Origin of the sequence: Paraburkholderia lebeckiae (assembly GCF_050436225.1) — a bacterium.
Classification (GTDB): Bacteria; Pseudomonadota; Gammaproteobacteria; order Burkholderiales; family Burkholderiaceae; genus Paraburkholderia; species Paraburkholderia tuberum.
Genome location: NZ_JBNDLU010000002.1, coordinates 4,250,715 through 4,276,423 on the forward strand (window position 1 = coordinate 4,250,715; position 25,709 = coordinate 4,276,423).

At 65.8% G+C, this 25,709-nt stretch carries 28 protein-coding genes and 1 riboswitch; of the genes, 19 read left to right on the forward strand and 9 right to left on the reverse strand.

Annotation, left to right across the window (positions count from 1 at the left end; translation table 11 throughout):
* Positions 1–76: 76 nt before the first annotated feature.
* The gene (locus tag OKW45_RS34230) at positions 77–1,546 is read left to right on the forward strand and encodes a glutamate synthase subunit beta (protein ID WP_429473210.1); all 1,470 of its coding nucleotides are present in this window, start codon (positions 77–79) and stop codon (positions 1,544–1,546) included.
* 196 nt (positions 1,547–1,742) lie between these two features.
* On the opposite strand, the gene OKW45_RS34235 is transcribed toward OKW45_RS34230, so the two are convergent.
* Both OKW45_RS34235 and OKW45_RS34240 read right to left on the reverse strand, forming a co-directional pair.
* Positions 1,743–3,008, reverse strand: coding sequence for a D-amino acid dehydrogenase (locus OKW45_RS34235; RefSeq protein ID WP_018420187.1), 1,266 nt, complete (start codon positions 3,006–3,008; stop codon positions 1,743–1,745).
* Positions 3,009–3,035: 27 nt separating this feature from the next.
* Positions 3,036–4,295, reverse strand: a complete 1,260-nt coding sequence (locus OKW45_RS34240; protein WP_429473212.1) for an MFS transporter — start codon at positions 4,293–4,295, stop codon at positions 3,036–3,038.
* A gap of 327 nt (positions 4,296–4,622) precedes the next feature.
* Between OKW45_RS34240 and OKW45_RS34245 the strand changes: the two genes are divergently transcribed.
* Positions 4,623–5,522, forward strand: a complete 900-nt coding sequence (locus OKW45_RS34245; RefSeq protein WP_018420190.1) for a tyrosine-protein phosphatase — start codon at positions 4,623–4,625, stop codon at positions 5,520–5,522.
* Positions 5,523–5,712: 190 nt separating this feature from the next.
* Here the strand turns inward: OKW45_RS34245 and OKW45_RS34250 are convergent, their stop codons facing one another.
* Both OKW45_RS34250 and OKW45_RS34255 read right to left on the reverse strand, forming a co-directional pair.
* Positions 5,713–7,020 carry an ATP-binding protein gene (locus tag OKW45_RS34250; protein WP_429473214.1) on the reverse strand — a complete coding sequence of 436 codons (1,308 nt, stop codon included), beginning with the start codon at positions 7,018–7,020 and terminating at the stop codon, positions 5,713–5,715.
* Positions 7,017–7,757, reverse strand: coding sequence for a response regulator (locus OKW45_RS34255; protein WP_018420192.1), 741 nt, complete (start codon positions 7,755–7,757; stop codon positions 7,017–7,019). Before OKW45_RS34255 ends, OKW45_RS34250 begins: the two co-directional genes overlap by 4 nt.
* Positions 7,758–8,150: 393 nt before the next feature.
* On the opposite strand from OKW45_RS34255, the gene OKW45_RS34260 reads away from it, so the two are divergent.
* From OKW45_RS34260 to OKW45_RS34275, 4 genes are all read left to right on the forward strand, one after another.
* The gene (locus OKW45_RS34260) at positions 8,151–8,342 is read left to right on the forward strand and encodes a hypothetical protein (protein WP_429473216.1); all 192 of its coding nucleotides are present in this window, start codon (positions 8,151–8,153) and stop codon (positions 8,340–8,342) included.
* Positions 8,343–8,396: 54 nt separating this feature from the next.
* Positions 8,397–8,555, forward strand: coding sequence for a DUF6726 family protein (locus OKW45_RS34265; RefSeq protein WP_018420194.1), 159 nt, complete (start codon positions 8,397–8,399; stop codon positions 8,553–8,555).
* Between the two features lie 3 nt (positions 8,556–8,558).
* A complete protein-coding gene (locus OKW45_RS34270; RefSeq protein ID WP_429473218.1) occupies positions 8,559–9,272 on the forward strand; it encodes a hypothetical protein in 714 nt (237 codons plus the stop codon).
* Between the two features lie 109 nt (positions 9,273–9,381).
* Complete coding sequence (locus OKW45_RS34275) at positions 9,382–10,053, forward strand: flagellar basal body L-ring protein FlgH (RefSeq protein WP_018420196.1); 672 nt, start codon at positions 9,382–9,384, stop codon at positions 10,051–10,053.
* Positions 10,054–10,147: 94 nt separating this feature from the next.
* Here the strand turns inward: OKW45_RS34275 and OKW45_RS34280 are convergent, their stop codons facing one another.
* The 5 genes from OKW45_RS34280 to OKW45_RS34300 all read right to left on the reverse strand — a co-directional run bounded on the left by OKW45_RS34280 (position 10,148) and on the right by OKW45_RS34300 (position 14,956).
* Positions 10,148–10,891 carry a response regulator gene (locus tag OKW45_RS34280; protein WP_018420197.1) on the reverse strand — a complete coding sequence of 248 codons (744 nt, stop codon included), beginning with the start codon at positions 10,889–10,891 and terminating at the stop codon, positions 10,148–10,150.
* Positions 10,892–10,992: 101 nt separating this feature from the next.
* Positions 10,993–11,661, reverse strand: a complete 669-nt coding sequence (locus OKW45_RS34285; protein WP_429473219.1) for a hypothetical protein — start codon at positions 11,659–11,661, stop codon at positions 10,993–10,995.
* 64 nt (positions 11,662–11,725) lie between these two features.
* On the reverse strand, positions 11,726–12,199 hold the full coding sequence (locus tag OKW45_RS34290; protein ID WP_429473221.1) for a hypothetical protein: 474 nt from the start codon (positions 12,197–12,199) through the stop codon (positions 11,726–11,728).
* Between the two features lie 205 nt (positions 12,200–12,404).
* Complete coding sequence (locus OKW45_RS34295) at positions 12,405–13,208, reverse strand: SDR family NAD(P)-dependent oxidoreductase (RefSeq protein WP_090802109.1); 804 nt, start codon at positions 13,206–13,208, stop codon at positions 12,405–12,407.
* Complete coding sequence (locus OKW45_RS34300) at positions 13,205–14,956, reverse strand: ABC transporter ATP-binding protein/permease (protein ID WP_429473222.1); 1,752 nt, start codon at positions 14,954–14,956, stop codon at positions 13,205–13,207. Before OKW45_RS34300 ends, OKW45_RS34295 begins: the two co-directional genes overlap by 4 nt.
* Positions 14,957–15,387: 431 nt before the next feature.
* Positions 15,388–15,511, forward strand: a riboswitch (TPP riboswitch).
* A gap of 221 nt (positions 15,512–15,732) precedes the next feature.
* On the opposite strand from OKW45_RS34300, the gene OKW45_RS34305 reads away from it, so the two are divergent.
* From OKW45_RS34305 to OKW45_RS34365, 13 genes are all read left to right on the forward strand, one after another.
* The gene (locus OKW45_RS34305; protein ID WP_429473223.1) at positions 15,733–16,869 is read left to right on the forward strand and encodes an FAD-dependent oxidoreductase; all 1,137 of its coding nucleotides are present in this window, start codon (positions 15,733–15,735) and stop codon (positions 16,867–16,869) included.
* Between the two features lie 59 nt (positions 16,870–16,928).
* Positions 16,929–17,126: a sulfur carrier protein ThiS gene (thiS, locus tag OKW45_RS34310; RefSeq protein WP_026225709.1), complete on the forward strand. Its 198-nt coding sequence runs from the start codon at positions 16,929–16,931 to the stop codon at positions 17,124–17,126.
* A 107-nt stretch (positions 17,127–17,233) separates the two neighbouring features.
* Positions 17,234–18,049, forward strand: coding sequence for a thiazole synthase (locus OKW45_RS34315; RefSeq protein WP_429473224.1), 816 nt, complete (start codon positions 17,234–17,236; stop codon positions 18,047–18,049).
* Positions 18,046–19,149, forward strand: a complete 1,104-nt coding sequence (gene thiE, locus OKW45_RS34320) for a thiamine phosphate synthase (protein ID WP_429473226.1) — start codon at positions 18,046–18,048, stop codon at positions 19,147–19,149. Before OKW45_RS34315 ends, thiE begins: the two co-directional genes overlap by 4 nt.
* A gap of 91 nt (positions 19,150–19,240) precedes the next feature.
* The gene (locus OKW45_RS34325) at positions 19,241–20,065 is read left to right on the forward strand and encodes an ABC transporter ATP-binding protein (protein ID WP_018420056.1); all 825 of its coding nucleotides are present in this window, start codon (positions 19,241–19,243) and stop codon (positions 20,063–20,065) included.
* Positions 20,062–20,829: a lipid asymmetry maintenance ABC transporter permease subunit MlaE gene (gene mlaE, locus OKW45_RS34330; RefSeq protein ID WP_018420057.1), complete on the forward strand. Its 768-nt coding sequence runs from the start codon at positions 20,062–20,064 to the stop codon at positions 20,827–20,829. Before OKW45_RS34325 ends, mlaE begins: the two co-directional genes overlap by 4 nt.
* Before the next feature lie 91 nt (positions 20,830–20,920).
* Entirely contained in the window at positions 20,921–21,451 is a 531-nt protein-coding gene (mlaD, locus tag OKW45_RS34335; protein ID WP_035470668.1) for an outer membrane lipid asymmetry maintenance protein MlaD, read from the forward strand.
* Between the two features lie 19 nt (positions 21,452–21,470).
* Positions 21,471–22,451 (forward strand): MlaA family lipoprotein, encoded by a 981-nt coding sequence (locus tag OKW45_RS34340; protein ID WP_429473228.1) that lies wholly within the window; start codon positions 21,471–21,473, stop codon positions 22,449–22,451.
* A gap of 114 nt (positions 22,452–22,565) precedes the next feature.
* Entirely contained in the window at positions 22,566–23,198 is a 633-nt protein-coding gene (locus OKW45_RS34345; RefSeq protein ID WP_018420060.1) for an MlaC/ttg2D family ABC transporter substrate-binding protein, read from the forward strand.
* A complete protein-coding gene (locus OKW45_RS34350; RefSeq protein ID WP_018420061.1) occupies positions 23,195–23,515 on the forward strand; it encodes an STAS domain-containing protein in 321 nt (106 codons plus the stop codon). Before OKW45_RS34345 ends, OKW45_RS34350 begins: the two co-directional genes overlap by 4 nt.
* 190 nt (positions 23,516–23,705) lie before the next feature.
* Complete coding sequence (locus OKW45_RS34355) at positions 23,706–24,638, forward strand: ABC transporter ATP-binding protein (RefSeq protein ID WP_018420062.1); 933 nt, start codon at positions 23,706–23,708, stop codon at positions 24,636–24,638.
* Entirely contained in the window at positions 24,635–25,399 is a 765-nt protein-coding gene (locus tag OKW45_RS34360; protein WP_018420063.1) for an ABC transporter permease, read from the forward strand. The genes OKW45_RS34355 and OKW45_RS34360 overlap by 4 nt, the downstream gene beginning before the upstream one ends.
* A 15-nt stretch (positions 25,400–25,414) precedes the next feature.
* Positions 25,415–25,654: a BolA family protein gene (locus OKW45_RS34365; protein ID WP_008918725.1), complete on the forward strand. Its 240-nt coding sequence runs from the start codon at positions 25,415–25,417 to the stop codon at positions 25,652–25,654.
* Positions 25,655–25,709 lie beyond the last annotated feature (55 nt).

The following is a 25,709-nucleotide window of genomic DNA, read 5'->3' on the forward strand; positions in this document are numbered from 1 at the left end:
TTACCCACCGCGTTCCGACCAATAGAAGCGCGGTGGGTCCAGATTACCCCTAGATACAGATAGAGAAGAGAACCACATGGGCAAGGCAACCGGTTTTCTCGAGTTCGAACGTCGCCACGAGACGTACGAGGCTCCACTCACGCGTGTGAAGCACTACAAGGAATTCGTCGCGGCACTGACCGACGACGAGGCGAAGATTCAAGGCGCGCGTTGCATGGACTGCGGCATTCCGTTCTGCAACAGCGGCTGCCCGGTCAACAACATCATCCCGGACTTCAACGACCTGGTGTTCCGTCAGGACTGGAAGAACGCGATCGAAGTGCTGCACTCGACCAACAACTTCCCCGAGTTCACGGGCCGCATCTGCCCGGCGCCGTGTGAAGCGGCGTGCACGCTCGGCATCAACGACGACCCGGTCGGCATCAAGTCGATCGAGCACGCGATCATCGACAAGGCCTGGGCCGAAGGCTGGGTCGCGCCGCAAACGCCGAAGCACAAGACCGGCAAGAAGGTTGCCGTGGTCGGCTCGGGCCCCGCGGGTCTCGCCGCCGCGCAGCAGCTCGCGCGCGCCGGTCATGACGTGACCGTGTTCGAGAAGAACGACCGGATCGGCGGCCTGCTGCGTTATGGCATCCCCGACTTCAAACTGGAGAAGTGGCAGATCGACCGCCGCATGCGCCAGATGGAAGCCGAAGGCGTGACGTTCCGCACCAACGTGTTCATCGGCAAGCCGGACTCGCTGCCGGCGCACATCGGCAACACGGCGAAGGAGACCATCACGCCGGCCGAGCTGAACGAACAGTTCGAGGCGGTCGTGATCTCCGGTGGTTCGGAAACGCCGCGCGATCTGCCGGTGCCGGGCCGCGAGTTCGAAGGCGTGTACTACGCGATGGAATTCCTGCCGCAGCAGAACAAGGTCAACGCCGGCGACAAAGTGCCTAACCAGCTCGTCGCGAAGGGCAAGCACGTCGTCGTGATCGGTGGCGGCGATACCGGTTCCGACTGCGTGGGCACGTCGAACCGTCATGGCGCGAAGAGCGTCACGCAGTTCGAACTGCTGCCGCAGCCGCCGGAAGAAGAGAACAAGCCGCTCGTATGGCCGTACTGGCCGATCAAGCTGCGCACGTCGTCGTCGCATGAGGAAGGCTGCGAGCGCGACTGGGCGGTCGCGACCAAGCGTCTCGAAGGCAAGAACGGCAAGGTCGAGAAGCTGATCGCCGCGCGGGTCGAATGGAAAGATGGCAAGATGGTCGAAGTGCCGAACTCTGAATTCGAAATGAAGGCCGACCTCGTGCTGCTCGCGATGGGCTTCACGCAGCCGGTGTCGCCGGTGCTCGAGGCGTTCGGCGTCGACAAGGATGCGCGCGGCAACGTGCGCGCCACGACCGAGGGCGACAAGGCGTACTACACGTCGGTGAACAAGGTGTTCACGGCGGGCGACATGCGCCGCGGCCAGTCGCTCGTGGTCTGGGCGATTCGCGAAGGCCGTCAGTGCGCACGTTCGGTCGATGCGTTCCTGATGGGGCATTCGGAACTGCCGCGTTAAGCGTCTTCAGCCGGTGTGCGTGCCTGGAGTTCCAGGCCGCGCGCGCCGGCCACGATTTGCAGGAAGACGTGGAGACCACAAGGCGCCCCATGAAGTGCGCCGGTAGCGGGAAAGCAATGCAGTAAAAAAGAAACCGGGCTCGCCTGAAAGGGGAGCCCGGTTTTCTTTTGCCTGGTCGCGGTGCGTTATGTCCGCCTCATTGGCGATAGCGCGCGAGCGTCAGACCGTCGAGATCGATCTCCGGATTGCGCTGCGCGATCAGATCCGCGACCACGCGCGCCGAGCCCATCGACATCGCCCAGCCCGTCGAGCCGTGCCCGAGGTTCAGCCATAAGTTATCGATGTTGCACGGGCCGAGCAGCGGCGCGCCATCGGGCGTCATCGGCCGGCGGCCGACCCAGAAGTGAGCGGAAGTCGGATTGGCCGCGTGCGGAAACCAGTCGCGCAGCACCGTGAGCAGCGTTTGCAGCGCCTGCTCGCGCAACGTCGTCTGGCGATTGCCGAGCTCCGCCGTACCCGCGATGCGCAGGTTGTTGCCGAAGCGCGTGATCGCCGTCTTCAGCGATTCGTCCATGAGTGCCGCCCGTGGCGCTTTTTCCTCGTCGGTCACAGGCAGCGTGGCCGAATAGCCCTTCACCGGATAGAGCGGCACCTTCACGCCGAGCGGCGCGAGCAGCGCCGCGCTATCGACGCCGAGCGCGACGACCACCGCGTCGGCCGGCAGCGTCTGCGCGCCCCGCTCGCTTTGAATATGCACGCCGCGCACCGTCGCTCCCTCGACATCGAGCGACGTGACGCGCGTGTCGAAGCGAAAGCTCACACCATTGCGTTCGCAGATCGCGCGCAGTTCGCGGGTGAAGCGCGCGCAGTCGCCGGCCTCGTCGTCGGGCAGATAGAGGCCCGAGAACGGCGCCTGACGCGCCCAGTGCAGACCCGGCTCGATCTCCGCGCACTGCGCGGCGCTGACTTCCCGATGCACGATGCCCGCATCGCGCAGCACAGCGAGCGCCGGCTGCGCTAGTTCGACGTCGTACTCGCTGCGAAACAGTTGCAGATAGCCCTGGCTGCGGCCGTAATCGAACGGATGACGGCCGCGAAATTCGTGCAGGCAAGCGCGGCTGTAGTACGCGATGCGCTGCATACGCTGCTTGTTCACGCGAAAGCGGTCGAGGTCGCACTCGCGCAGCCAGCGCGCGATCCAGCGCCATTGGGCCGGATCGAGCGTCGGCCGGAAGATCAGCGGCGAGGCCGGCTTGAACAGGTACTTGAGGATTTTCGCCGGCATGCCGGGCGCGGCCCATGGCGTCACGTAGCCCGGCGCGATCACACCGGCGTTGCCGAAACTCGTGGACAGGGCGACGTCGGGTTCGCGCTCGATCACCATCACGTCGCAGCCTTGCTGGCACAGATAAAAAGCAGTGGCGACGCCGATGACGCCGCCGCCGAGTACGATCGTTTTCATGATTGGGAACTGCGGTTTCAGACGATCTCAAGCGGCGGAGCCGGCCGCCCCGAGTACCTTGCCTTTCGTTTCCGGCAGGCACAACGCGGCGACGATCACGAGCAGATACCCCGAACCCGCGACGATGCCCATCGCCTTCACGAGCGTCATCGTCTGCGCGAAGGTGCCGACGAGTATCGGAAAGAACGAGCCGAGCCCGCGCCCGAGGTTGTAGCAGAAGCCTTGTCCCGAACCGCGGATCTCGTTCGGATACAGCTCCGACAGATACGCGCCGATGCCCGCGAAAATTCCCTGCACGACGATGCCGAGCGGAAAGCCGAGCGCGAGCATCATCGCGTCGGTGATCGGCAGCATCGTGTAGACCATGCCGAGCACGAACGAGCCGACCGCGAACAGCACGAACGACGCGCGCCGGCCGATCCTGTCGCACAGAATCGCGCCGACGATATAGCCGACGAACGAACCGACGATCAGCACGATCAGATAGCCGCTCGTATTGAACACCGACAGATGGCGCTCCGTCTTCAGATAGGTGGGCAGCCACGTCGTGATCGCGTAGTAGCCACCGAGCATGCCGGTGCACAGCGCGCTGCCGAGCACAGTTGTCTTCAGATGCTCGGCTGAGAAGATCTGCATGAAGTGCGACGTGTTGATGCCGCTTTCGCGCGCGCGACGGGTCGCGACAAAGATGTCGGGGTCGCTGACATTGCGGCGGATATAGATGATCCATGCGGCGGGCAGCAGGCCAACCCAGAAGCACGCGCGCCACGCGTACTGCTCCGGCAGCAACGCGAAAGCCGCCCAGTAGACGATCGCCGCGGCCGCCCAGCCGAACGACCAGCTGCTCTGCACGGTGCCGACCGCCTTTGCGCGATGCTGCGGCGAACGGATCGTCTCGGCCATCATGATCGTCACGACCGACCACTCACCGCCGAAGCCGATGCCCTGCAGCGTACGCGTGGCGAGCAACTGCCAGAACGACTGCGTGAAGCCAGACAGGAACGTGAAAATCGCGAAGGTGGCGATCGTCCATTGCAGTACACGGATGCGGCCGTGGCGATCGGCAAGAATGCCGGCGAGCCAGCCGCCGATCGCCGACGAAATCAGCGAGCTGGTGGCGATCATGCCTGCTTCGCTTTTGCTCATGCCCCACGTCGCGATCAGCGTCGGAATGAGGAACGAGTAGATCATGAAGTCGAACGCGTCGATCGCGTATCCGCCGAAACCGGCGAATAGCGTGCGACGCTCGCGCGGGGTCAGCTCGGTGAACCATTGGAGAGAAGACATGTTTTCTTGTGGTCTCCAGGTTTCTTGTGCCTGCGGGGGCCGGATGGGAGGGTGTCCGTATTCTACGGGGATGCGGCGTCGTGAGGCCAGTCGGGGTCAAAAAGGGCGTGCGAGAGGTAACGGCCGATAAGGCACCGCAAGGGAACGGAAATCAGTGGGCCAACCGTCCCTCTTTTTTTCTTACTAACCGCTACGATGTAACGCAAAACGTATTGGTCAACGTTAAACTGCGTCTGCAGCCCCGGCTGCCCCACTATCCTCCTATCACCTGTCGCCCCGATGTCCGTTACCGTGAAAAACCGTTCGCCTTTCCGCGCCCTTGCGAGCATGACCGTGCCCGTGGAGCGCGGCATCCCGGGCGAGGCGTCGGCGGCGCGGCGACGCTTTCTGAGGGACTCGGCCGGTGCGATGCTGGCCGCGGGTTTCGGCAGTACCCTGCTGTCCGCCTGCGGCGGTAGTCTCGAAGCCGATCAGCCGGCTACGCCGCGGCTTGTGTCGGTCAGCAACTTCCGCGATGTCGGCGGCGCGGGTGCCGGCTACCTGACCGTCGACGGCAAACAGATGCGGCGCGGCGTGTTCTATCGCGCGAACGCGCTGACGCTGAGCGGCACCGACACAGCGACGCTCGACAAGCTCGGTATCGTGTCGGTCTACGACCTGCGCACGCCCGCCGAAATCGCACGCACCGCCGACGTGCTGCCGAGCGGCGCGACATCCTCGACGCTGAACGTGCTCGGCATGAACGACTTCGTCGCACCCCCGGTCGATTCTCCGGTCAACGCCGTCGCGTTCATGCAGGCGCAGGCGCGCGAGTATGTGACCGGCGGCCCGCAGCGAGCCGCCTATGGCGCGTTGCTCGGCGCGCTCGCCGACGGCACGGGCGCGCAGCTATTCCACTCGAATGCGGGCAAGGATCGCGCGGGCTGGGTCGCGGCGCTGCTGCTCAGCATCGCCAACGTTCCGCTCGACGTGATCATGCAGGACTACCTGCTCAGCAACGTCTATCTCGCGCCATCGATCGCAGCGCAAACCACCACACTGCGCGCGCAGGAAGGCGCGGCCATCGCGATTGCGAGAGCGCCGTTGCTCGACGTCGACGAGAATTATCTGCAGGCGGGCTTCGACCAGGTGCAGGCGAGCTACGGCACGATGGCGAGCTACCTGACGCAAGGCCTCGGTCTTTCCACGGCGACGGTCGACGCGCTGCGCAATCGGCTCGTGCATTGACGCGCTTCGCTGGCGCGCTTTGTTGGCCTTCCTGCAGCGCAAAAAAAAGTCCGCCGCAGAGGTGCGGGCGGACCGGGAAGGGCTGCATCGAGGTTGCCGAGGGCGACTATAAGGCCGCAACCCGCGCGACAGTCGATGCGGTAAGGGCAGGTAAGTGTCCGGTCCGCGCCGCGTTTGCCTGCGAGCATCCTTACGACAGCGCCGGGTCCACCGGCAATTCGATCCGTACTTCGAGCCCCCCCTGCGCGTGATTGCGCACGAAGCAGCGTCCACCGCGATCGTGTGCGAGCCGCGCGACGATCGCGAGACCGAGCCCGCAATGGCCTTCGCCGCCGCGCGCGGCGTCGAGCCGCACGAACGGCTTCATCGCCGCGGCAATGCGGTCGTCGGGAATGCCGGCGCCGTGGTCGCGCACGCTAATCGTCCAATGACGGTCGTCGCACGCAGTCGAGATTTCCACCGGCGGCATGCCGTGTTCGAGCGCGTTGTCGACGAGATTCGTCACCAGCCGGTCGAGCAGCGTGCGCGGCAGCGTGAACGAGGGGCCGGCGCGCAGATCGAGCGCGAACAGCGGGGTTTCGGCGGGGTCCGCCGCTTCGGCGGTTTCAGCGGCGTCCGCGTAATCGCCTGGGGAAAACTGCTCGCGCAAGAACTCGTCGACTTCGACGGGCGGTCCGGCGTCCGCCGATTGGCCCGCGAATTCGAGGAACTGCTGGACGATGTTGGTCAGCGAATCGACGTCGCGGATCAGGCCCGCGCGCTCGTTTTCGTCGACCAGCACGCTTGCGCGCAGCTTCAGGCGCGTGAGCGGCGCCTTCAGATCGTGCGCGACGCCGGCGAGCATCACCGCCTGGTCGTCGCCGGCTTCGTTCAGGCGCCGCATCATGTCGTTGAATGAGCCGATCAGGTCACGCAGCTCGCGCGGGCCCTGCACCGGCACGGGTTCAGGCCGGCCGCCCGAGCCGAACGCGCGCGACGCATCGGCCACGCGCGACAACGGCCGTTGCATCTGCCACACCGCGAACAACGACAGGATCAGCCCGGCGACCAGCATCGACACCGATTCGATCAGAAAGCGCGGCGGCGGCGGTAGGTCGACCGGCACGACGACCCAGTTCGACTTGCCCGGGACCAGCACCCACAGTTGCGGTGGACGCAGATCGTCGACGGCGATCCGCGTGCCGGCCGGCAAGTTCTCACGCAGGTGCCGGCTCAGTTCGACCACCATATGCTCGTGCGGCTCGCCCAGATGCACGCTGGTCGGCATGTTCCAGGTGGGCACCAGATGCACGCGCATCGCCGGCGCGAGCGCGGCGCCCTTGATCGGCTCGCCGTTGATCGCCTGCAGCACGAGCAGGATGCCGCGCGCGAAGCCGTCGATTTCATGGCGCGGCGGCTGCATCGTCACCAGCACGAACCAGCTCGCCTGAATCGCGAACAGCACCGCCGCCGACAGCAACGCCATTCTGCCGAACAGCGTGTTCAGCGGATTTCTCATGCGCTCGGGGCGGCCCCGTCCTCGAAGGGTGTGCCGTTGGCGTCGGGCACGAACACGTAGCCCTTGCCGCGCACGGTCTGCACGTAGCACGGGTTCGACGGGTCGTCCTCGATCACGCGGCGCAGGCGCCAGATCGGTACGTCGAGGCTACGGTCGCGGAACGCGAGGTTGTCGCGATGCACGAGATCGTGAATCAGCACGCGCGACAGCACCTTGTACGGATTGTTGACGAAGATCTTCAGCAGCGCGAATTCGCTGTCGCGCAGCGGCAGCTTGGCGTCGTCGCGGCTCAGCGAGCGCGTGGCGAAGTCCAGTTCGAATGGACCGAAGCGATAGCGCTTGCGTGCTTCGGGTGCGCTCGTGGTGGACGGCCCGCGCCGGCGCAACACGGTCTGGATCCGCACGAGCAGTTCGCGCGGATCGAACGGTTTGGTCAGATAGTCGTCCGCGCCGAGCGACAGACCGACGATGCGGTCGGCCACCGTGCCGCGCGCGGTCACGAAGATCACCGGGATGTCGTCGCCGGCGGCGCGCAACGCGGTGAGCGCGCGCAGGCCGTCGGTGTTCGGCATCATGATGTCGAGCACGACGACCGACGGCCGCTCACGCTCGAGACGACGCTGCAAATGGGTGCCGTCATGCAGCACGGACGCATCGAAGCCGTTCGACTGCAGAAACTTGCAAAGCAGATCGCGTACGACCGGATCGTCGTCGACGATAAGGACCTGTGGATTCATGGCGAAATTCTAGACTGGCGCGCCCGACGCGCGACCCGGGCATTTCCTTACCAACACTTACTGTGTGCTGCTCGGCGCTGACGGGCTCGCGCCGGGGCGGATCAGCGAAGGTGCAGCGCTTACTTTAGCACTGCCTGATCCGGCTCTGCGCGACGACAGGCACGCGATGACAACAGTTGGCAAGCACTCGAAAGCCCTCGCAAGCCCACGGAACGGATCGTAACAACCGCGCGAAAGCGTGCTTTGCTTCGCCCATCGTCGGCACCCGCGCGGCGCGATGATTGGTTCCGCAGCAAGTCGCGCCGCACGCCGAACGAGGCCCGCTGCCTCGGACGACGGCGCGCGGCGTTCAACCGACACCGGTGCGCAATGCGCGCCTTCGCGAGGTCCATCATGACGATCCACAATACGCTCAGTTCCACGTCTTTCTCCTCGCTGGCGAATAAGCCGGCCACGGAGAAGTCCGCCAGTTCAAGCTCCACGGGCGCGGCGGCGAAATCGCAGCAAAGCACCGGGCTCGGGCAGCCTGCACTGCCTGCGCCGGGGACGGGGCTCATCGGCCATCTGGTCAACACGACTGCGTGAATCGGCGAGGTCCGCGTGCCGTTATCCAGAACTACTGAGCAGCGGCGGCGCGCCGTGGCGTGGCTCGTTGCCGGCGCGCTGCTGTTGCCGCTCGGCGGCTGCGGCGCCGCTGCGCTGCCATGCCGGCTCACGGCAGCGACCCTGAAAGTGCTGCCGGTCGTCGGCCATGCGGCGGCGACGCCTTTCGACATGTGCGCTTCCGCGATCGATTGAATCATGATGCTCACCCGGATGGTTGGTGCACTGATGCTGCTCGGCGGTGTGCTGTCGTGCGCCGCGCATGCACAGCTCGTCGTGCGCAGTGCGAAGGCGGCCAGCGCGGCATCGAACAGCGTCGTCACCGACACCCGGCGGCGCTCGCCGGACGCGCCGTTTTCGTTTCGCGGCGTCGCGCTCGGCATCACGATCGACGAATTCCGCGCGGGCTCGACCGTGCGCGCGACGCCGGTCGGCAGCGTGCCGATCTGCGAGACGGACGTGCAGGCCGGAGCGCTCGGCATGCGGCTGAAGTCGCACGATAGCCTGAGCGTCGCGTGCCGCTGGGCGCATCGCGATGATGAACGCTGGGCGGTGTCGCAGGCCGTGGTCGATGGTGCGCCGGCGCTCGAACACGTGATGCGCTTCGCGCGCATCGACGGGCAGGGCGCGCTGCGTCTCTACGAGATGTCGTTCGTGATCGACGAGCTGACCGCGGAGGATCTGCGCGACGCGCTCGAGGATCGTTACGGGCCGCCGCGTCTCGCGACGCGCAACGCGGCGGCGCCGGGCGCGATGCCGATGTACGTATGGGAGAACGCGGTGAGTTCGATCACGCTGTGCTTTCTGCCCGGCAGCCGCAACGGCACGCTCACGTATCTGCTGAAGGGCTCGGATGGGTGGATGAAAGCGGTCGTGCGGCAGTGGCAGGCGAGCGACGCCGACGCGGGCTGACGATTGCCTGGCATCTCTGATTATCGGCGCGAGCCAATGCCGAAGCCGGGTGGTGTCTGACTAGCGCCGCCCTTCAACTCCATTTCATCTTTCTCGCCACGGAGCCAGCATGACCGCGCTACGTCTCACCCTCGTGCTCGGCGCCGCGAGCTGTCTCGCGGCCTGTTCGAGCGCGCAGACCAGGTCGATCGTCGAAACGCCGATGGCGCCGCCGCTCGCGTCCGCGCCGTTGAACGTCAACACGCAAGGCGCGATCTATCAGGCCGGCGCGCCGCTGCTGCTGTATGAGACGCCGCGCGCGCAGCACGTCGGCGACGTGCTGACGATCCGGCTGTCGGAATCGTATAGCGGCAACAACAGCGCCAGCGCGTCGGCGAACCGCGCGAGCAGCATCACCGCGACCGCCGCGGATCAATCGACGAATGCCGCCGCGCGACTCGCGAAACTGTTCAACATCGGTTCTGCCAGCACCGACTACAAAGGGCAGGGCAATCTGAGCGACATCAGCGACATGACGGGCACGCTAGCCGTGACCGTGATCGGCATGGTGTCGGGCGGCAATCTCGTCGTGTCAGGCGAGAAGGTGATCGCGATGAGCGGGACCCGCGACCGTCTTCGACTCTCGGGCATCGTCAATCCCAAGGACATCGAAGCAGGCAATTACGTCGCGTCGAGCAAGGTCGCGAACGCGCGCATCGAGCAGGCGGGCCTCGGCATGGTCAACGATGCGACGACGATGGGCTGGCTGCAGAGGATGTTTCTGAGTGTGCTGACGTTTTGACCGTCAGCCGGGCCAGCGCGGTGCGCGCGACCCCGCGCTGCGCGTTACGTGCGACGCGTGGGCCGGATCAGCCGGCTTCGACCATCAGGCGCCGCTAACCGGGCGGCGGCGCAGGTCCGCGTTCGGCCGCGCCGATCTCGCCGTCCGGCACGAACACGTAGCCGCGTCCCCACACCGTCTGCACGTAGCGCGGTTCCGACGGGTCCACTTCGATCAATCGACGCAAGCGCCAGATCGATACGTCGAGACTGCGATTGCGATGCGCTTCGCTATTGCCGTGCAGTTTTTCGAGCAGCTGCGCACGCGTGAGCACGGTCATCGCGTGCGTGACGAACACCTTCAGCATCGCGAATTCGCTCGAACGCAGCGTGATGCGATCGCCGTCGCGGCGCAGTTCGCGCGCGGGGAAATTCACTTCGAAGCGGCCGAAATGATAGGGCGCGCGCTGTTCGGGCGCGCCCGGCGCAATCGAGCCGCGACGCCGCAGCACGGTGCGAATCCGCGCGACGAGCTCGCTCGGTTCGAAAGGCTTGCCGAGATAATCGTCGGCGCCGAGTTCGAGGCCGATCACGCGATCGATCGGGTCGGCGCGCGCGGTCAGGAGGATCACGGGAATGTCGTCGCCGGCGACACGCAGGGCGCGCAGCGCGCTGATGCCGTCGAGCTCCGGCATCATGATGTCGAGCACGACGAGCGCGGGCCGCTCGTGCTGCAATCTGCGCTGCAACGCCAAGCCATTTTCCAGCGTGGCGACCTTGAAGCCGCGGCCGTGCAGATATTCGCTGACGAGCTCGCGTACGACGGGATCGTCGTCGACGATCAGGATGGTCTGGTTCATTCAGGTCATCTTAGTGATGCGCACGGGCCGCGCAAAGCGTATACCGCTTTCCAATCCTTTCCCGTGTAAGGCGCTGCAAGCGAAAGCAAAGCCGCGGGCACTCAGTGGGGCGGCGGGAAGGCCTGCGAGGTTTGCAGGGTCTGCTGTTGCTGCGCTTGACGCGGGAAATCGGTCCGATCGATCACCATCCGCTCGATCAGTCCGCCGAGCTTGACCGAGGCCGACGAAAAACGGTCGGTGTTCAGGCCGCCGGTCTGATAGCGCGCGGTGACCAGAATGCGGCCGCTCTGGATCAGCGTCAGATCGATGATCGACAGGTACTGGATCGATTCGTCGCTGAACGAGCGGCGGCCATAGTCGATCGCGGCGTTGTAGACGAGCCGCGCTTCGCAGCCGGCCGGCGAGGTGCCGGGATTGTAGACGTCCGAACGAATACCGCGCCGTTCGAGCGCGAGTTGCAGCGCCGGCACGAAATCGCCGACCGACACCGTCGGGTTCACTTCGATGCAGACGTGCTGCAAATCCGCGGGCCGCCCGTTGACGAAGGTCGGCGACGAGTAGTTCGACGCGATCGCGTAGCCGGCCTGGATGACGGAGCCGGTGGCGTCGGCGGCCTGCATCAGCGTCCAGGCGCAGCCGTCGAGCGCGAGCGTCAGCGTCGCGGCGAAGGCGGCAAGGGCGCAACGACGCCGGCATATCAGCGAGGCGACCAGACACAGGCGCGAGTGCCTGGTTGCCGCTGGCGCGCGGACGGTCGGCGACGAGGTCATGAGGCAGCGCCCGATCCCGGTCACAAAATGCGAAGAAGCATCAAAAGCAGCGACGGCCGCGCGCTCAGCGCGTCACGCGCAGTCGCAGTTCGTTCTGACCTTGCACGCTCGCGGTGACGTTCACGCGGTGGGCGTCGGTGGTCACGATGAAATGCTGGCGCACGGGTGTGTTGACGTCGTGCACGACGCGCGGAAAGCAGGCGGCGATGTCGGCGCCGAGTTCTTCGAGCGGATCGTTGATGACGCCGTCGGCTTGCCAGTGCGCGCGCCAGTGGCAGTCGTACGCGTTCGGGCCGGCGCGGCAATCGTCGGTACGGGAGACACCCGGCAGTTGCGCGGCGGCCTCGCCCGGCAGTTGCCGGAAATCGCTCGCTTCGACGATATGCGTGAGCGCCGGGCAGATATCGGCGGGTTGGTTCGGCTCGGTCGTTTGTGCGGCATCGACGGCGTTCGTGAGCAGCAGCGCCGCGCCGCAGGCGAGCGCGATGCGCGGGAGCAAAGACGGGAGCAAAGGTGAAACACGGCGAGCGAATGACATGGGCGAGGAGTCCGAAGAGCGGTTGCGATGAGAGACGTGACTGACATCAACGAAGGCCGGCGCATGGCGCGGCCCGTACGACTATCGTCGCTGCTCGCAGGCATTTTCAAAGCGCGGAACAGCTTGCGCGCTCCGCAAATGCTTTCGAACTCTTCTCGTGTCTTTCCGGATGTTGCGTCCGGAGATGCCGGCGCGCAGGCGAGGCTTAACCGAGCGTCAAGCCGCCATCGATGTGAATTACCTGGCCGGTGATGTGGCGTGCCGCGTCGGACAGCAGGAATGCGATCAGCGCGGCGACGTCGTCCGGTTCGGCGACGTGACCGAGCGGCGTTGCTTCGGCGGCGTGCGCCCACACGGCCGCGTTGTCGGCGCTTGGGCCGCGATCCTTGCGCGTGTAGCCCGGCGCCACGCAATTGACGGTCACGCCGAGCGGCGCGAGCTCCGCGGCCGCCGTTTTCGCAAGCGCTTCGAGTGCCGCTTTCGCGGCCGCCGTCGCGGCGAATGGCGCATCCGCGCGATAGCGATGCGCGACGAACGAACTCAAGGCGACCACGCGACCGCGCTTCGATGTTTCGAGCGCGGGCATCGCGCGCCGCACGAGCGCGGCGAAGGCGGCTGGCATCGCGGCGAAGGCGGCGCCGAAGGTGTCGGGATCGAGCGCGGCCAGCGTTTGGCGCTGCGCATGGCCGGCGTTCGCGACCAGTTGATCGAGTGCGCCGAAGCTCGCGAGCGTCTGATGGATCACGTGCTCCGCCGCACCGCGCTCGGCGAGGTCGCCGAACACCGTCGCGCAGCGTGCGCCGCTTGCCGTGCAGTCGGCGGCAACCTGCACGAGCCGTCGACGGGAGGCGTCGTCTGCGCCGCGCGCGTGCAGCATCAACGACGTATGCGGCGCCGCGAGGCGCCGTGCGAGCGCCGCGCCGATGCCGGAACCGGCGCCGGTGATCAGCACGACGCGAGCGGCGGTGCCGTGCGCTTCGCTGACGTGAGCGCCGCTCGCGTCGCTCACGCCGCTACCGCTTCGGCAGAACGCTCGACGTCGAGCGTTTCGTCATGGAACGCCGCGAGCGATTCGCGATGCGCGACGCTGACGATCGCCGCCTTCGGCAACCGCTCGGTGAACAGCCGATAGAGCCGCGACTCGTTTTCCGCGTCGAGCGCGCTGGTCGCTTCGTCGAGGAACAGGTAGTCCGGCTTGTGCAGCAGCACGCGCGCGGCGGCGAAGCGCTGCTGCTCACCCGGCGACAGCACGCGAGTCCAGTGCGCGGTTTCCTGCAGACGGTCCGCGTATTCCGACAGATGGCAGGTGATGAGCGCGTCGCGGCATTCGTCGTCGCCATAGGTGTCCGCCGCCGACGGATACGCCAGCGCCGCCTTCAGCGTGCCGATCGGCATGTAGCTGACCTGCGGGATGAACATCATGCGCGCGTTGACCGGTGCGTCGATCGAGCCGTCGCCGAACGGCCACAGGCCCGCGAGCGCGCGCATCAGCGTGCTCTTGCCGGCGCCCGACGGACCGCGCACGAGCCAGCGCGAGCCCGGCCGGATCGCGATATCGCGGATGCGCGACAGTGGGTTGCCATTGGGCAGCGCGAGCTGGAGGCTGTCGGTGGTAAGCGTGTTGCTGTCGACGAAATGCAGATTGATGCCGCCGTGTTCCGTGGCCGGCGACACCGATTCCTTCAGACGTGGCGAATGCACGACGCGCTTGAATTCGCGCAACCGGTTCACGGTCGCGCGCCATTCGACGAGGCTCGTATAACTGTTGATGAACCACGAGAACGAATCGCTGACCGTGCCGAACGCGCTCGAAATCTGCATCAGCACGCCGAACGTGAACGCGCCCGCGAAGTAGCGCGGTGAGGCGACGACGATCGGGAAAATGATCGCGATCTGGCCGTAGAAGCTCAGCACGAAGGTCAGGCGCTTCGTGTACTTCATTACCTGCCACCAGTTGTCGCGGATACGGCCGAACAGCGTGCGCGCGTTCGTCTTCTCGGTTTCCATGCCGTTGTAGAACGCGATCTGCTCGGCGTTCTCACGCAGCCGGATCAAACCGAAACGGAAATCGGCCTCGACCTTCTGCGCCTGATAGTTGATCGACACGAGCGGATGGCCGACCTTCTGCGTGATGAGCGAGCCGACCACCGCATACAGCGCCGCGGCCCACACCATATAGCCGGGGATCTGCAGCGGCATGCCGCCGAGCGAGATGCTCAACGCGCCCGCGAGCGACCACAGGATCGTGATGAACGACACGAGCGTGACGACGGTCGACAGCAGATCGAGCGTCAGCGACAGCGTGGTGGTCGCGAACGACTGCAGGTCGTCGCTGATCCGCTGGTCGGGGTTGTCGGCGAGACGGTCGCGCTCGATGCGGTAGAACGCGCTGTCGTTGAGCCACTCGTTCAGGTAGCGGGTGGTCAGCCACTGGCGCCAGCGGAAGCCGAGCATCTGGCGCAGATAGCGTCCATACACGGCGAGGATGATGAAACCGAACGCGAGTCCGGTAAAGATCATCAGCAGGTGCGGGAAGTCGTGGACGTTCTTCGCCTGCAGCGCGTTGTAGAAGTCCCTGCTCCAGCTATTCAGGCGCACGTTGATCCAGACGACGAGCAGATTCATCACGATGATCGTGACGAGCAGCCCCCACGCGATGCCTCGTTCCTCGGAAACCCAGTAGGGCTTGATCAGGGTCCACGCGGAGACCTTTTCGTCGGGCGGCAGCGCGGGGCTGGCGGAAGTATGTGGTGTCATGAGCGTCCTGATGAAGTGCTGACCCGAAGTGCCATTCCGGCGTACGGGTCCGATCTGGTTGACCCATGTCGGGCGATCCCACAAACAGCAGGCCCCTTTGCGAGGGCGTGGCTGCCGCGGGTCTGCGATACCTGGCCGGGCATCGCGCTATCACGCTCGATGAACGCGAGCCCGGACGGGCGCCCGATTCTGGCGTGACGCCCTTAAGCGAAAATTAATTTTCGGGGCCGGCATCCGCTGGGGTGCCGCCGCCACGCATGCGGCCACGAGCGCCGCGCGCGCCGCGTTTTTGCGGCACCGGTCACGGCATTGTGCCAGAGCGCCGGGCCGCTTCGCACCGGCATCTCGATAGACGGTGCCAGATCAAAACTGGGGTGGCGACCGCGGAGCGCTGGTTTGCGGGCGCCGCGCCTTTTATGGTCTAATGACCTGCGACGAAACAGGGGTGCTTCGCCCACAGGCGGCATGACTTTCATGCCGGGGCGGCGAGGCTGAGAGAGACCCTTTGCACCCGATCCGGGTAATACCGGCGCGGGAAGTTTCCGGAAGCAACCGTCTTCCATTCCCCGCCGGGCGGCGAGCGCAGCTCACATGCGCACGTCGTGACCGGCCGGCTTCACCCGCCGGTTTCGTCCTGGGTACGTGCGTTTTTGGCCGTACGGAAAGGACTCGATGACCGCCTATTCTTCAGACATGCATTTTTCCCTTCGTCACGCCGCCTCGGGCGAGCCGTGCCGCTTTGGTTTTGCCCACCGCAGTCGAACGGAGCGCGCGCGATGAATCATCCCGCCCGACCCGATTTCGCCGTGCTCGGCGGCGGCCTGTGCGGCCGGCTGGTCGCGTGGCGCCTCGCTGGCGACGGGCATCGCGTGGCGCTCTACGAGCGCGGCGATGCCACCGGTTCGCAGGCTGCCGCGTGGGTCGCCGCCGCGATGCTCGCGCCGCTGGCAGAGGCCGCGAGCGCCGAGCTGCTGATCACGCGGCTTGGCGCGAGTTCGCTCGAAAGCTGGCCGCGCGTGCTTGCCGAACTGCCGGAGCCGGTGTTTTTCCAGCGCAACGGCACGCTCGTCGTCTGGCATCACGCGGATCGCACTGAGGCGCCGCTATTCGAGCGGCGCGTGCGTGCGAACGCGCCGGCCGAATTGCTCGACGGCGGCTTCGTCGCGTTGGCGGGCGCGCAGCTCGGCGCCGCCGAACCCGCGTTGGCCGGCCGCTTCAGCCAAGGCTGGCTGCTGCCGCGAGAAGGCCAGCTCGACAACCGCCAGGTGCTGTCCGCGCTCGCGGCCGGGCTTGCCGAGCGCGGCGTCGACACGCACTGGAACACGCCGATCGACGACGCATCGCTGCCCGACGCCGGCATCATCATCGATTGCCGCGGGCTCGGCGCGAAGCCGGTGCTGCCGACGCTGCGCGGCATCCGCGGCGAAGTTGCGCGCGTGCATGCGCCTCACCTGCAGCTGACGCGCCCGGTGCGGCTACTGCATCCGCGCTACCCGCTGTATATCGCGCCGAAGCAGAACGGTCTTTACGTGATCGGCGCGACGGAGATAGAGGGCGAGGACATGTCGCCCGTTAGCGTGCGTTCGGCGCTCGAGTTGCTGAGCGCGGCGTTTTCGGTGCACCCGGGCTTCGGCGAGGCGCGCATTCTCGAGCTGAATTCGCAGTGCCGCCCGACCTTGCCCGATCATCGTCCCGCGCTGCTGTGGGACGGCGCGCGCACGCTGCGCGTGAACGGCCTGTACCGGCACGGCTACATGATCGCGCCCGAAGTCGCCGACGAAGCCGTGCGCTTCGCGAGCGCGCTGCTCGACGGCCGCGTCGGTGATGCCGACACATTCGCCGGCTGGCGGCGTGACTCACGCTGGAGCGAGCTGTTCCAGCAGCATTTCGCGCGCGAGCCGGCCCGAGCGTAGCGGCCGACGTGCCGCGCGCGATGTCGCTTGCGCCATCGATTGAACCGTATTCGAACACCATGGACATTCATATCAATCAGAAGCCGTTGTCGCTGCCCGAGGGCGCGACTGTCGCCGATGCGCTCGCCGCCTTTGGCGCGCGTCCGCCGTTCGCGGTCGCGCTCAACGGCGATTTCGTCGCGCGTGCGCAGCATGCGGCGCGCGCGTTGCAAACGGGCGACCGGCTCGACGTCGTGCAGCCGGTCGCGGGCGGCTGAGCGCGACCGCGCCAGCCTGTCGCTTACCGAACGCGACAACCGTCGCCGAAAACCCATTGCCGCAACGCGGTCGGTTCTAGCCGCGACGGCAAACCAGGATGATGCAAATGACTTCTCACGAGACCGCCGACGCGCTGACGCTATACGGTCAAACTTTTGCAAGCCGCGTGCTGCTCGGCACATCGCGCTATCCGTCGCTGCAATCGCTGTCCGATTCGATCGACGCCGCGCGCCCCGGCATGGTGACGGTCGCGCTGCGCCGTCAGATGAACGAGGGCAACGCCGAAGCCGGCTTCTTCGATCTGCTCAAGCGCCACGGCGTGCCGCTGCTGCCGAACACGGCGGGTTGCCTGAGCGTCGGTGAAGCGGTGACGACCGCGCACATGGCGCGCGAAATTTTCGAGACCGAGTGGATCAAGCTCGAACTGATCGGAGACGACTACACACTGCAGCCCGATCCGGTCGGCCTGATCGAAGCCGCCGCGCGTCTCGTCAAGGATGGCTTCAAGGTGCTGCCGTACTGCACCGAAGATCTGGTGATCGGCCGCCGTCTGCTCGACGCCGGCTGCGAGGCGCTGATGCCGTGGGGCGCGCCGATCGGCACCGGCAAGGGCGTGATCAATCCATACGGGCTGCGCGTGTTGCGCGAGCGGCTGCCGGACGTGCCGCTGATCGTCGACGCCGGGCTCGGCGTGCCGTCGCATGCGGCCCAGGTGATGGAGTGGGGCTTCGACGGCGTGCTGCTGAACACGGCCGTGTCGCAGGCGACGCACCCCGACGCGATGGCGCGCGCGTTCGCGCTGGGTGTCGAGGCGGGTCGGCAAGCGTATCTCGCGGGCCCGATGGCCGAGCGCGAGAGCGCGCACGCGAGCACGCCGGTGGTCGGCATGCCGTTCTGGCATCAGGATGGGGGTACCGCATGACTCAGACGTTGACGCTGAAGGACCGCGATCTGTTCTGGCCGACGGCCGACGAACTCATCGAAGCCGCCGAGCGCATCCGCGCACGTCTCGGCGACTGGCCGCCGACGCACGCGCCGTGGCGCATCTGCCTGATCGCACCCGACGAACCGAACGGTGGCGACCTGATCGTGATCGCTGACGCACAGCAGCACGGCGAGCAGATCGCGCGCTGGCTGACGCGGGGTGCGGGCGTGATCGTCGCCGCGGAAAACCGCGCGACGCTGCATCTGGGCGGCGAGAAATACGGCCTCGAAGGCCATCTGGCGGAAGACTGGATTCCCGCGCTTGCCGCGTTCCTCGACTGCGGTTTCGATCCGCACGACGCGCTGGTGCTCGCGCTCGCGTGGCGCGATGGCGACGAAACCCGCACCGACGATGCTTTCCCGGCCGACCTCGCTCGCTTTCCGCGCCTTACCGACCTGCCGGCGGCACCCGCCAAGGCGTTCCCGCGCTGCCCGGCAAGGCTCGGCCTGTATCCGGTGTTGCCGACCGCGGACTGGGTCGAACGGGTGGTCGGCTTCGGCGTGAAGACGGTGCAGTTGCGCCGCAAGTCGGCCGAACCAGCCGACGAGCTGAAGCGCGAAATCGCGCGCTGCGTGGCGGCCGGCCGCGCGCACGACGCGCAGGTGTTCATCAACGATCACTGGCAGGCGGCGCTCGAGGCGGGCGCGTACGGCGTGCACCTCGGCCAGGAAGACGTGCATACCGCGGATCTGTCCGCGCTGGCCGACGCGGGCATCCGGCTCGGTCTGTCGACTCACGGCTTCTACGAGATGCTGAAGGCGCTGCATTTCCGTCCGAGCTATATTGCGTTGGGCGCCGTGTTCCCGACCACCACCAAAGTGATGCCGACCGCGCCGCAGGGCTTGCGGCGCCTCGCACGCTACGTGCGGCTGCTCGACGGCGTGGTGCCGCTCGTCGCGATCGGCGGGATCGATCTGCAGGTGCTGCCGGACGTGCTCGCGACCGATGTCGGCTGCGCGGCCGTGGTGCGCGCGGTGACGGAAGCGGCCGACCCGGCCGCCGCCGTTTCTGCACTGCAACACACGTTTACGCAATAATCGTCAGGCATAGTCAAGGAACGGGGCACCTCACGGCAGCTTTTGCATGATGGCCCTATAATTCGGCCTTCCCTGTAAAAGGATCGTCAGTTTGGTGCCTTCCTATCCCGAGACCTTACTCGAGCTGCGCGACGTCGACTTCGGTTACGGCGACCGGCTCGTCCTGTCGAATCTGAATCTGCGCTTTCGTCGCGGTCAGGTCGTCGCGGTCATGGGCGGCTCGGGTTGCGGCAAGACCACGGTGCTGCGGCTGATCGGCGGCCTCGTGCGCGCCCAGCGCGGCCAGGTGCTGTTCCATGGCGAGGACATCGGCGAGCAGACGCGCGAAGGCCTTTACGCGCTGCGCCGCAAGATGGGCATGCTGTTCCAGTTCGGCGCGCTGTTCACCGACATGTCGGTGTTCGAAAACGTCGCCTTCTCGCTTCGCGAGCACACCGATCTCCCCGAAGAACTGCTGCGCGACCTCGTGCTGATGAAACTCAACGCGGTCGGTCTGCGCGGCGCGCGCGACCTTCTGCCGTCCGAGATTTCCGGCGGCATGGCGCGACGCGTGGCGCTCGCGCGCGCAATCGCGCTCGACCCCGAACTGATGATGTACGACGAGCCGTTCGCCGGTCTCGACCCGATCTCGCTCGGCATCACCGCGAACCTGATCCGCACGCTGAACCGGGCGCTCGGCGCCACGTCGATTCTCGTCACGCACGACGTGCCGGAATCATTCGCGATCGCCGACTACGTGTACTTCCTGTCCAACGGCGGTGTGCTTGCCGAGGGCACGCCCGACGAACTGCGCGCGTCGACCGATCCGACCGTGCGGCAGTTCATCGACGGCGCGCCGGACGGCCCGTTCAGATTCCACTATCCGGCGCAGACGCCGCTCGCGGCGGACTTCGGCATCGGCGGAGGCCAGTCATGATCAGTACGATCGGTCGCTCGGTCATCACCGGGCTCGGCACCGCCGGCTACGCGACGCGCTTCTTCCTGCGGCTCGTGCTCGAATTTTTCCCGCTGCTGCGCCGCCCGCGTCTTGTCACGAAGCAGATCCACTTCGTCGGTAATTATTCGCTCGTGATCATCGCGGTGTCGGGGCTGTTCGTCGGCTTCGTGCTCGGGTTGCAGGGCTATTACACGCTGAACCGTTATGGCTCCGAGCAGGCGCTCGGGTTGCTGGTCGCGCTGTCGCTCGTGCGCGAGCTCGGGCCGGTCGTGACCGCGCTGTTGTTCGCCGGGCGCGCGGGCACGTCGCTGACCGCGGAAATCGGCCTGATGAAGGCGGGCGAGCAGCTCACCGCGATGGAAATGATGGCCGTCGATCCGGTCAAGGTCGTGATCGCGCCGCGCCTGTGGGCCGGCATCGTGTCGATGCCGATCCTCGCCGCGATCTTCAGCGCGGTCGGCGTTCTGGGCGGTTACGTGGTGGGCGTGCTGCTGATCGGCGTCGATGCCGGCGCATTCTGGTCGCAGATGCAAAGCGGCGTCGACGTGTGGCGCGATGTCGGCGCCGGGGTCGTCAAGAGTGTGGTGTTCGGCCTCGCGGTGACCTTCGTCGCGCTGTTTCAGGGCTACGAGGCGAAGCCGACGCCGGAAGGCGTGTCGCGCGCGACGACCCGCACGGTCGTGTACGCGTCGCTCGCGGTGCTCGGGCTCGATTTCCTGCTGACCGCACTGATGTTCAGCTAAGACCGCGCAGCGTGCCGGCTGCCGGCGGTGCATGATGCGCCGCGCACGGCGGGAAGTGGCGGCGGCGCGGCGGATTCACTTTGGGATGACGATGAAAAAGAATGTTCTCGACTTCTGGGTCGGCCTGTTCGTGGTGCTGGGTTTCGTGGCGTTGCTGTTTCTTGCGCTGAAGGCCGGCAACATGAGCTCGTTGTCGTTCCAGGCAACCTACCCGGTCAAGCTCAAGTTCGACAACATCGGCGGGCTGAAGCCCCGTGCGCCGGTCAAGAGCGCCGGCGTGACGGTCGGCCGGGTCGCGTCGATCGGCTTCGACAGCAACGCCTACCAGGCGCTCGTCACGATCGATATCGACAAGCAATACCAGTTTCCGAGGGACACTTCGGCGAAGATCCTGACCTCGGGTCTGCTCGGCGAACAGTACATCGGGCTCGAGCCGGGCGGCGACTCGGAAATGCTGAAAGCCGGCGATACGATCTCGATGACGCAATCGGCGATCGTGCTGGAAAACCTGATCGGCCAGTTCCTGTATAGCAAGGCCGCGGATTCCGGCGCGGCGAAGCCCGCCGCATCCGCCCCTGCACCGGCGCCGGGCGCGCCGGCCTCCGGCGCTGCCGGCCAGTAAGGCCAACAAGGAGAATTAGATGCAGACGACACTGCAGACCCCGCGCAGCGGCGCGCGTGTCCTACAGTTTGGCAAGGTCGCCGTGGCGGCTGCGCTGCTCGCCGGTTGCACGACCGTACAGACGCCTACCAAGGGCGATCCGTTCGAAGGGTTGAACCGTACGATCTTCACCGTCAACGACAAGATCGACCAGTACGCGCTGAAGCCGGTTGCGCAGGGCTACGTTTGGGTCACGCCGCAGCCGGTTCGCGACAGCGTGACGAACTTTTTCTCGAACATCGGCGACGTCTATATCGCGGCGAACAACCTGCTGCAGCTGCGCATCGCCGACGGCGTGTCCGACATCATGCGGATCGTGATCAACACGTTGTTCGGCGTCGGCGGCCTGTTCGACGTCGCGACGCTCGCGAAGCTCCCGAAGCACGACAACGACCTCGGTCTGACGCTTGGCCACTACGGCGTGCCGGCAGGCCCCTATCTGGTGCTGCCGCTGTTCGGGCCGAGCACGGTGCGCGATGCGGTCGGCTCGCTCGGCAACTACTACGTGAACCCGATCAGCTACGTCGACCCGCCGGGCCTGAGCTGGGCGCTGTATGGCCTGAACATCGTCAACACGCGCGCGAACCTGCTCGGAGCGAGCAACCTGCTGGAAGGCGCGGCGCTCGACAAATACTCGTTCGTGCGTAACGCGTATCTGCAGCGCCGGCAGTATCTGTTGTCGGATAACCGCCGGCGTCCGCAGGAACTGCCGAGCTACGACGAGGAAGCGCCGCTGCCGAAGTACGACGAAGGCGAGCCGGGCGAGGCAGGGGCGCCGGCCAAGGCGGCTCCCGCATCCGGCGCGGCCGTGGGCACGCCGCAAGGCGCGTCGGCACCGGAGGCCGCGTCGGGTGCCGAAACACCGCCTCTCGACCTGAAAGGCGGCCCGGAAACGCAGATTCCGGCCGGTCAGTTGGTGCCGCCCACACGCTTCAACTTCCCGTCCCTAAGATTGCATTGAACGTGCAGCCGTAACAGATCGATACGACTCTCGCAGTTTGCGCATGGATTGCCGTCGAACTCGCGTGATAAGGTCGGTCCAAACTGTTGCACTATTTTTGAGGCAAAGCTCGATATGAAAAAATTCTTCCTGATTCCGTTGTTTGCCGCGTTGTTTTCGTTCATCAGCGCGGGCGCATCGGCGCAAACCGTCGACACCAACGCGCCCGACGCGTTGATCAAGACCGTCACCCAGCAGGTGATGGACGCGATTCGCGGCGACAAGTCGATCCAGCAGGGCGACATCAAGCACATCACGGCGCTCGTCAACGAAAAGATCTTGCCGTACACGGACTTCCGCCGCACCACCCAGCTCGCGATGGGCCGTAACTGGCGCACCGCGACGCCCGAACAGCAGAACCAGGTGGTCGAGCAGTTCAAGATGCTGCTGATCCGCACGTACTCGGGCGCGCTCGCGCAGGTGCGCGACCAGCAGATCCAGTACAAGCCGTTCCGCATGAACCCGGACGACACCGACACGGTGGTGCGCTCGGTCGTGATGAACAACGGCCAGCCGATCGAACTCGACTACCGCCTGTACAAGACGGCGCAGGGCTGGCGCGTGTATGACATTAACGTGCTCGGCGCGTGGCTGATCCAGGCGTATCAGCAGCAGTTCAACGAGCAGATCCAGCAGAAGGGCGTGGACGGACTGATCCAGTTCCTCACGCAGCGCAATCAGCAACTCGCCGCGGGCAAGCAGTCGTGAGCGACGTGCTGAATCCGGTTGCTAACCGCTTCGACAGCGGCACGACGCTGACCCACGCGAGCGCGAACGCCGCGCTCGCGGCGGGTCTGCAACGCATCGCGGCGGGTGCGGGCGGCGTCGATTGCGCGCCGCTCACGCAATTCGATTCGTCGGCGCTCGCCGTCCTGCTCGCGTGGGTGCGGGCCGCGGCGGCGCGCGGCGGCAAGTTCGAAATCGTCAATCTGCCGGCTGGGCTCGCCAGTCTCGCGCAGGCCTACGGCGTCGATACGCTTCTCTCTTCTGGCGCCTCCAGCATGGTTGCGTCAGCGCGACATTGACGCTCCTCTAGCGTCGTCTCCCTCCTTCCGGCCAGGCCGGGGTTTTCAGTTTTTGCCCTATAATCAAACGTTTTTTTGGGGCGTTGAACTGGCCCCCTAATCGGCCCCGGTTCCGTTTCTTCCAGCATTTGCGCGTCCCCAAGCTCCATTGGGGTTACTTCAGGCGCCGCGACGCACGCGGCCCATAGTCATGTCAGCCATAGAAATTCGTAACGTCAAGAAGCGCTACAAGGACTTGCAGGCGCTCAAGGGCGTCAGCCTCACGGTCGAAGAAGGCGAGTTCTTCGGACTGCTCGGTCCGAACGGCGCGGGCAAGACGACGCTCATCAGCATACTCGCGGGTCTCGCCCGCGCCGACGAAGGCAGCATCGCGGTGCGCGGTCACGACGTCGTCGACGATTTCCGCAACGCGCGCCGCGCGCTCGGCGTGGTGCCGCAGGAGCTCGTGTTCGATCCGTTCTTCACGGTGCGCGAAACCTTGCGCATCCAGTCCGGCTACTACGGGCTGCGCAACAACGACGCGTGGATCGACGAGATCATGGCCAATCTCGATCTCACCGAAAAGGCCGATGCCAACATGCGCGCGCTGTCGGGCGGGATGAAGCGCCGCGTGCTGGTCGCGCAGGCGCTTGTGCACCGCCCGCCGGTGATCGTGCTCGACGAGCCGACCGCGGGTGTCGACGTCGAGTTGCGCCAGACGCTGTGGAAGTTCATCTCGCGCCTGAATCGCGAAGGCCACACGATCGTGCTGACCACGCACTATCTTGAAGAAGCCGAATCGTTGTGCGACCGCATCGCGATGCTGCGCCGTGGCGAGGTCGTTGCGCTCGATCGCACCGGCACACTGCTGCAGCGTTTCGCCGGCATGCAACTGTTCGTACGCTTCGCGCAGGGCGTGCTGCCCGCCGAGCTGCGTCCGCTCGAGGCGGAAAGCGGCGCCGGCAACGGCAATGGCCGCCAGCATCTGCTGCGCCTGACGAGCTACGACGACGTCGAGCGCATCCTCGCGCAATGCCGCGCGGCCGGTTGTACATTCGAAGAAATCGAGGTCCGCAAGGCCGACCTCGAAGACGTATTCGTTCAGGTGATGAACGGTCCAGAAGTGATCGAGGGGCTTGCATGAGCGGGTACAGTGGATTTAGCACGCTGTTTTACAAAGAACTGCTGCGCTTCTGGAAGGTGTCGTTTCAGACCGTGCTCGCGCCGGTCATCACCGCGCTGCTTTACCTGACCATCTTCGGCCACGCGCTGCGCGGCCACGTGCAGGTCTATCCGGGCGTCGAATACACGAGCTTCCTGATTCCGGGCCTCGTGATGATGAGCGTGCTGCAGAACGCGTTCGCGAACAGTTCTTCGTCGCTGATTCAATCGAAGATCACCGGCAACCTCGTGTTCGTGCTGCTGCCGCCGCTGTCGCACCACGAGATGTTCGCGGCCTACGTGCTCGCGGCCGTGGCGCGCGGGCTGTGTGTCGGCTTCGGCGTGTTCATCGTGACGATCTGGTTCGTGCCGCTCGCCTTCACCGCGCCGCTCTACATCATCGTGTTCGCGATGTTCGGCGCGGCGATTCTCGGCACGCTGGGTCTGATCGCCGGCATTTGGGCCGAGAAGTTCGACCAGCTCGCCGCGTTCCAGAACTTTCTGATCATGCCGCTCACGTTCCTGTCGGGCGTGTTCTACTCGACGCATACGCTGCCGCCCGTATGGCGCGAAGTATCGCGGCTCAATCCGTTTTTCTACATGATCGACGGCTTTCGCTATGGTTTTTTCGGCGTGTCGGATATCGACCCGCTGGTGAGCCTCGCGATCGTCGCCGGTTTCTTCGTGGTGCTGGCCGTCGTGGCGATGCGCATGCTCGCTACCGGCTACAAGCTGCGCCACTGACGAGGAGCTTCTCTCATGTTGCCGACTCCCGAACAGGTCAAGCAGTACATTGCAGCTGGACTCGCGTGCGAGCATCTCGAAGTCGAAGGCGACGGTCAGCATTTCTTTGCGACGATCGTCTCGCCGAACTTCGAAGGCAAGCGCCTGATCCAGCGTCACCAACTCGTGTATGCGGCGCTCGGCGACCGCATGCGCGAAGAAATCCACGCGCTCAGCATGAAGACGCTGACGCCCGCCGAATGGCAGAACGCGTAATCTGGAAATTTAGTGCGAATTACTCAGGAAGGGCGCGACGCCGCTAGCGGCGCGC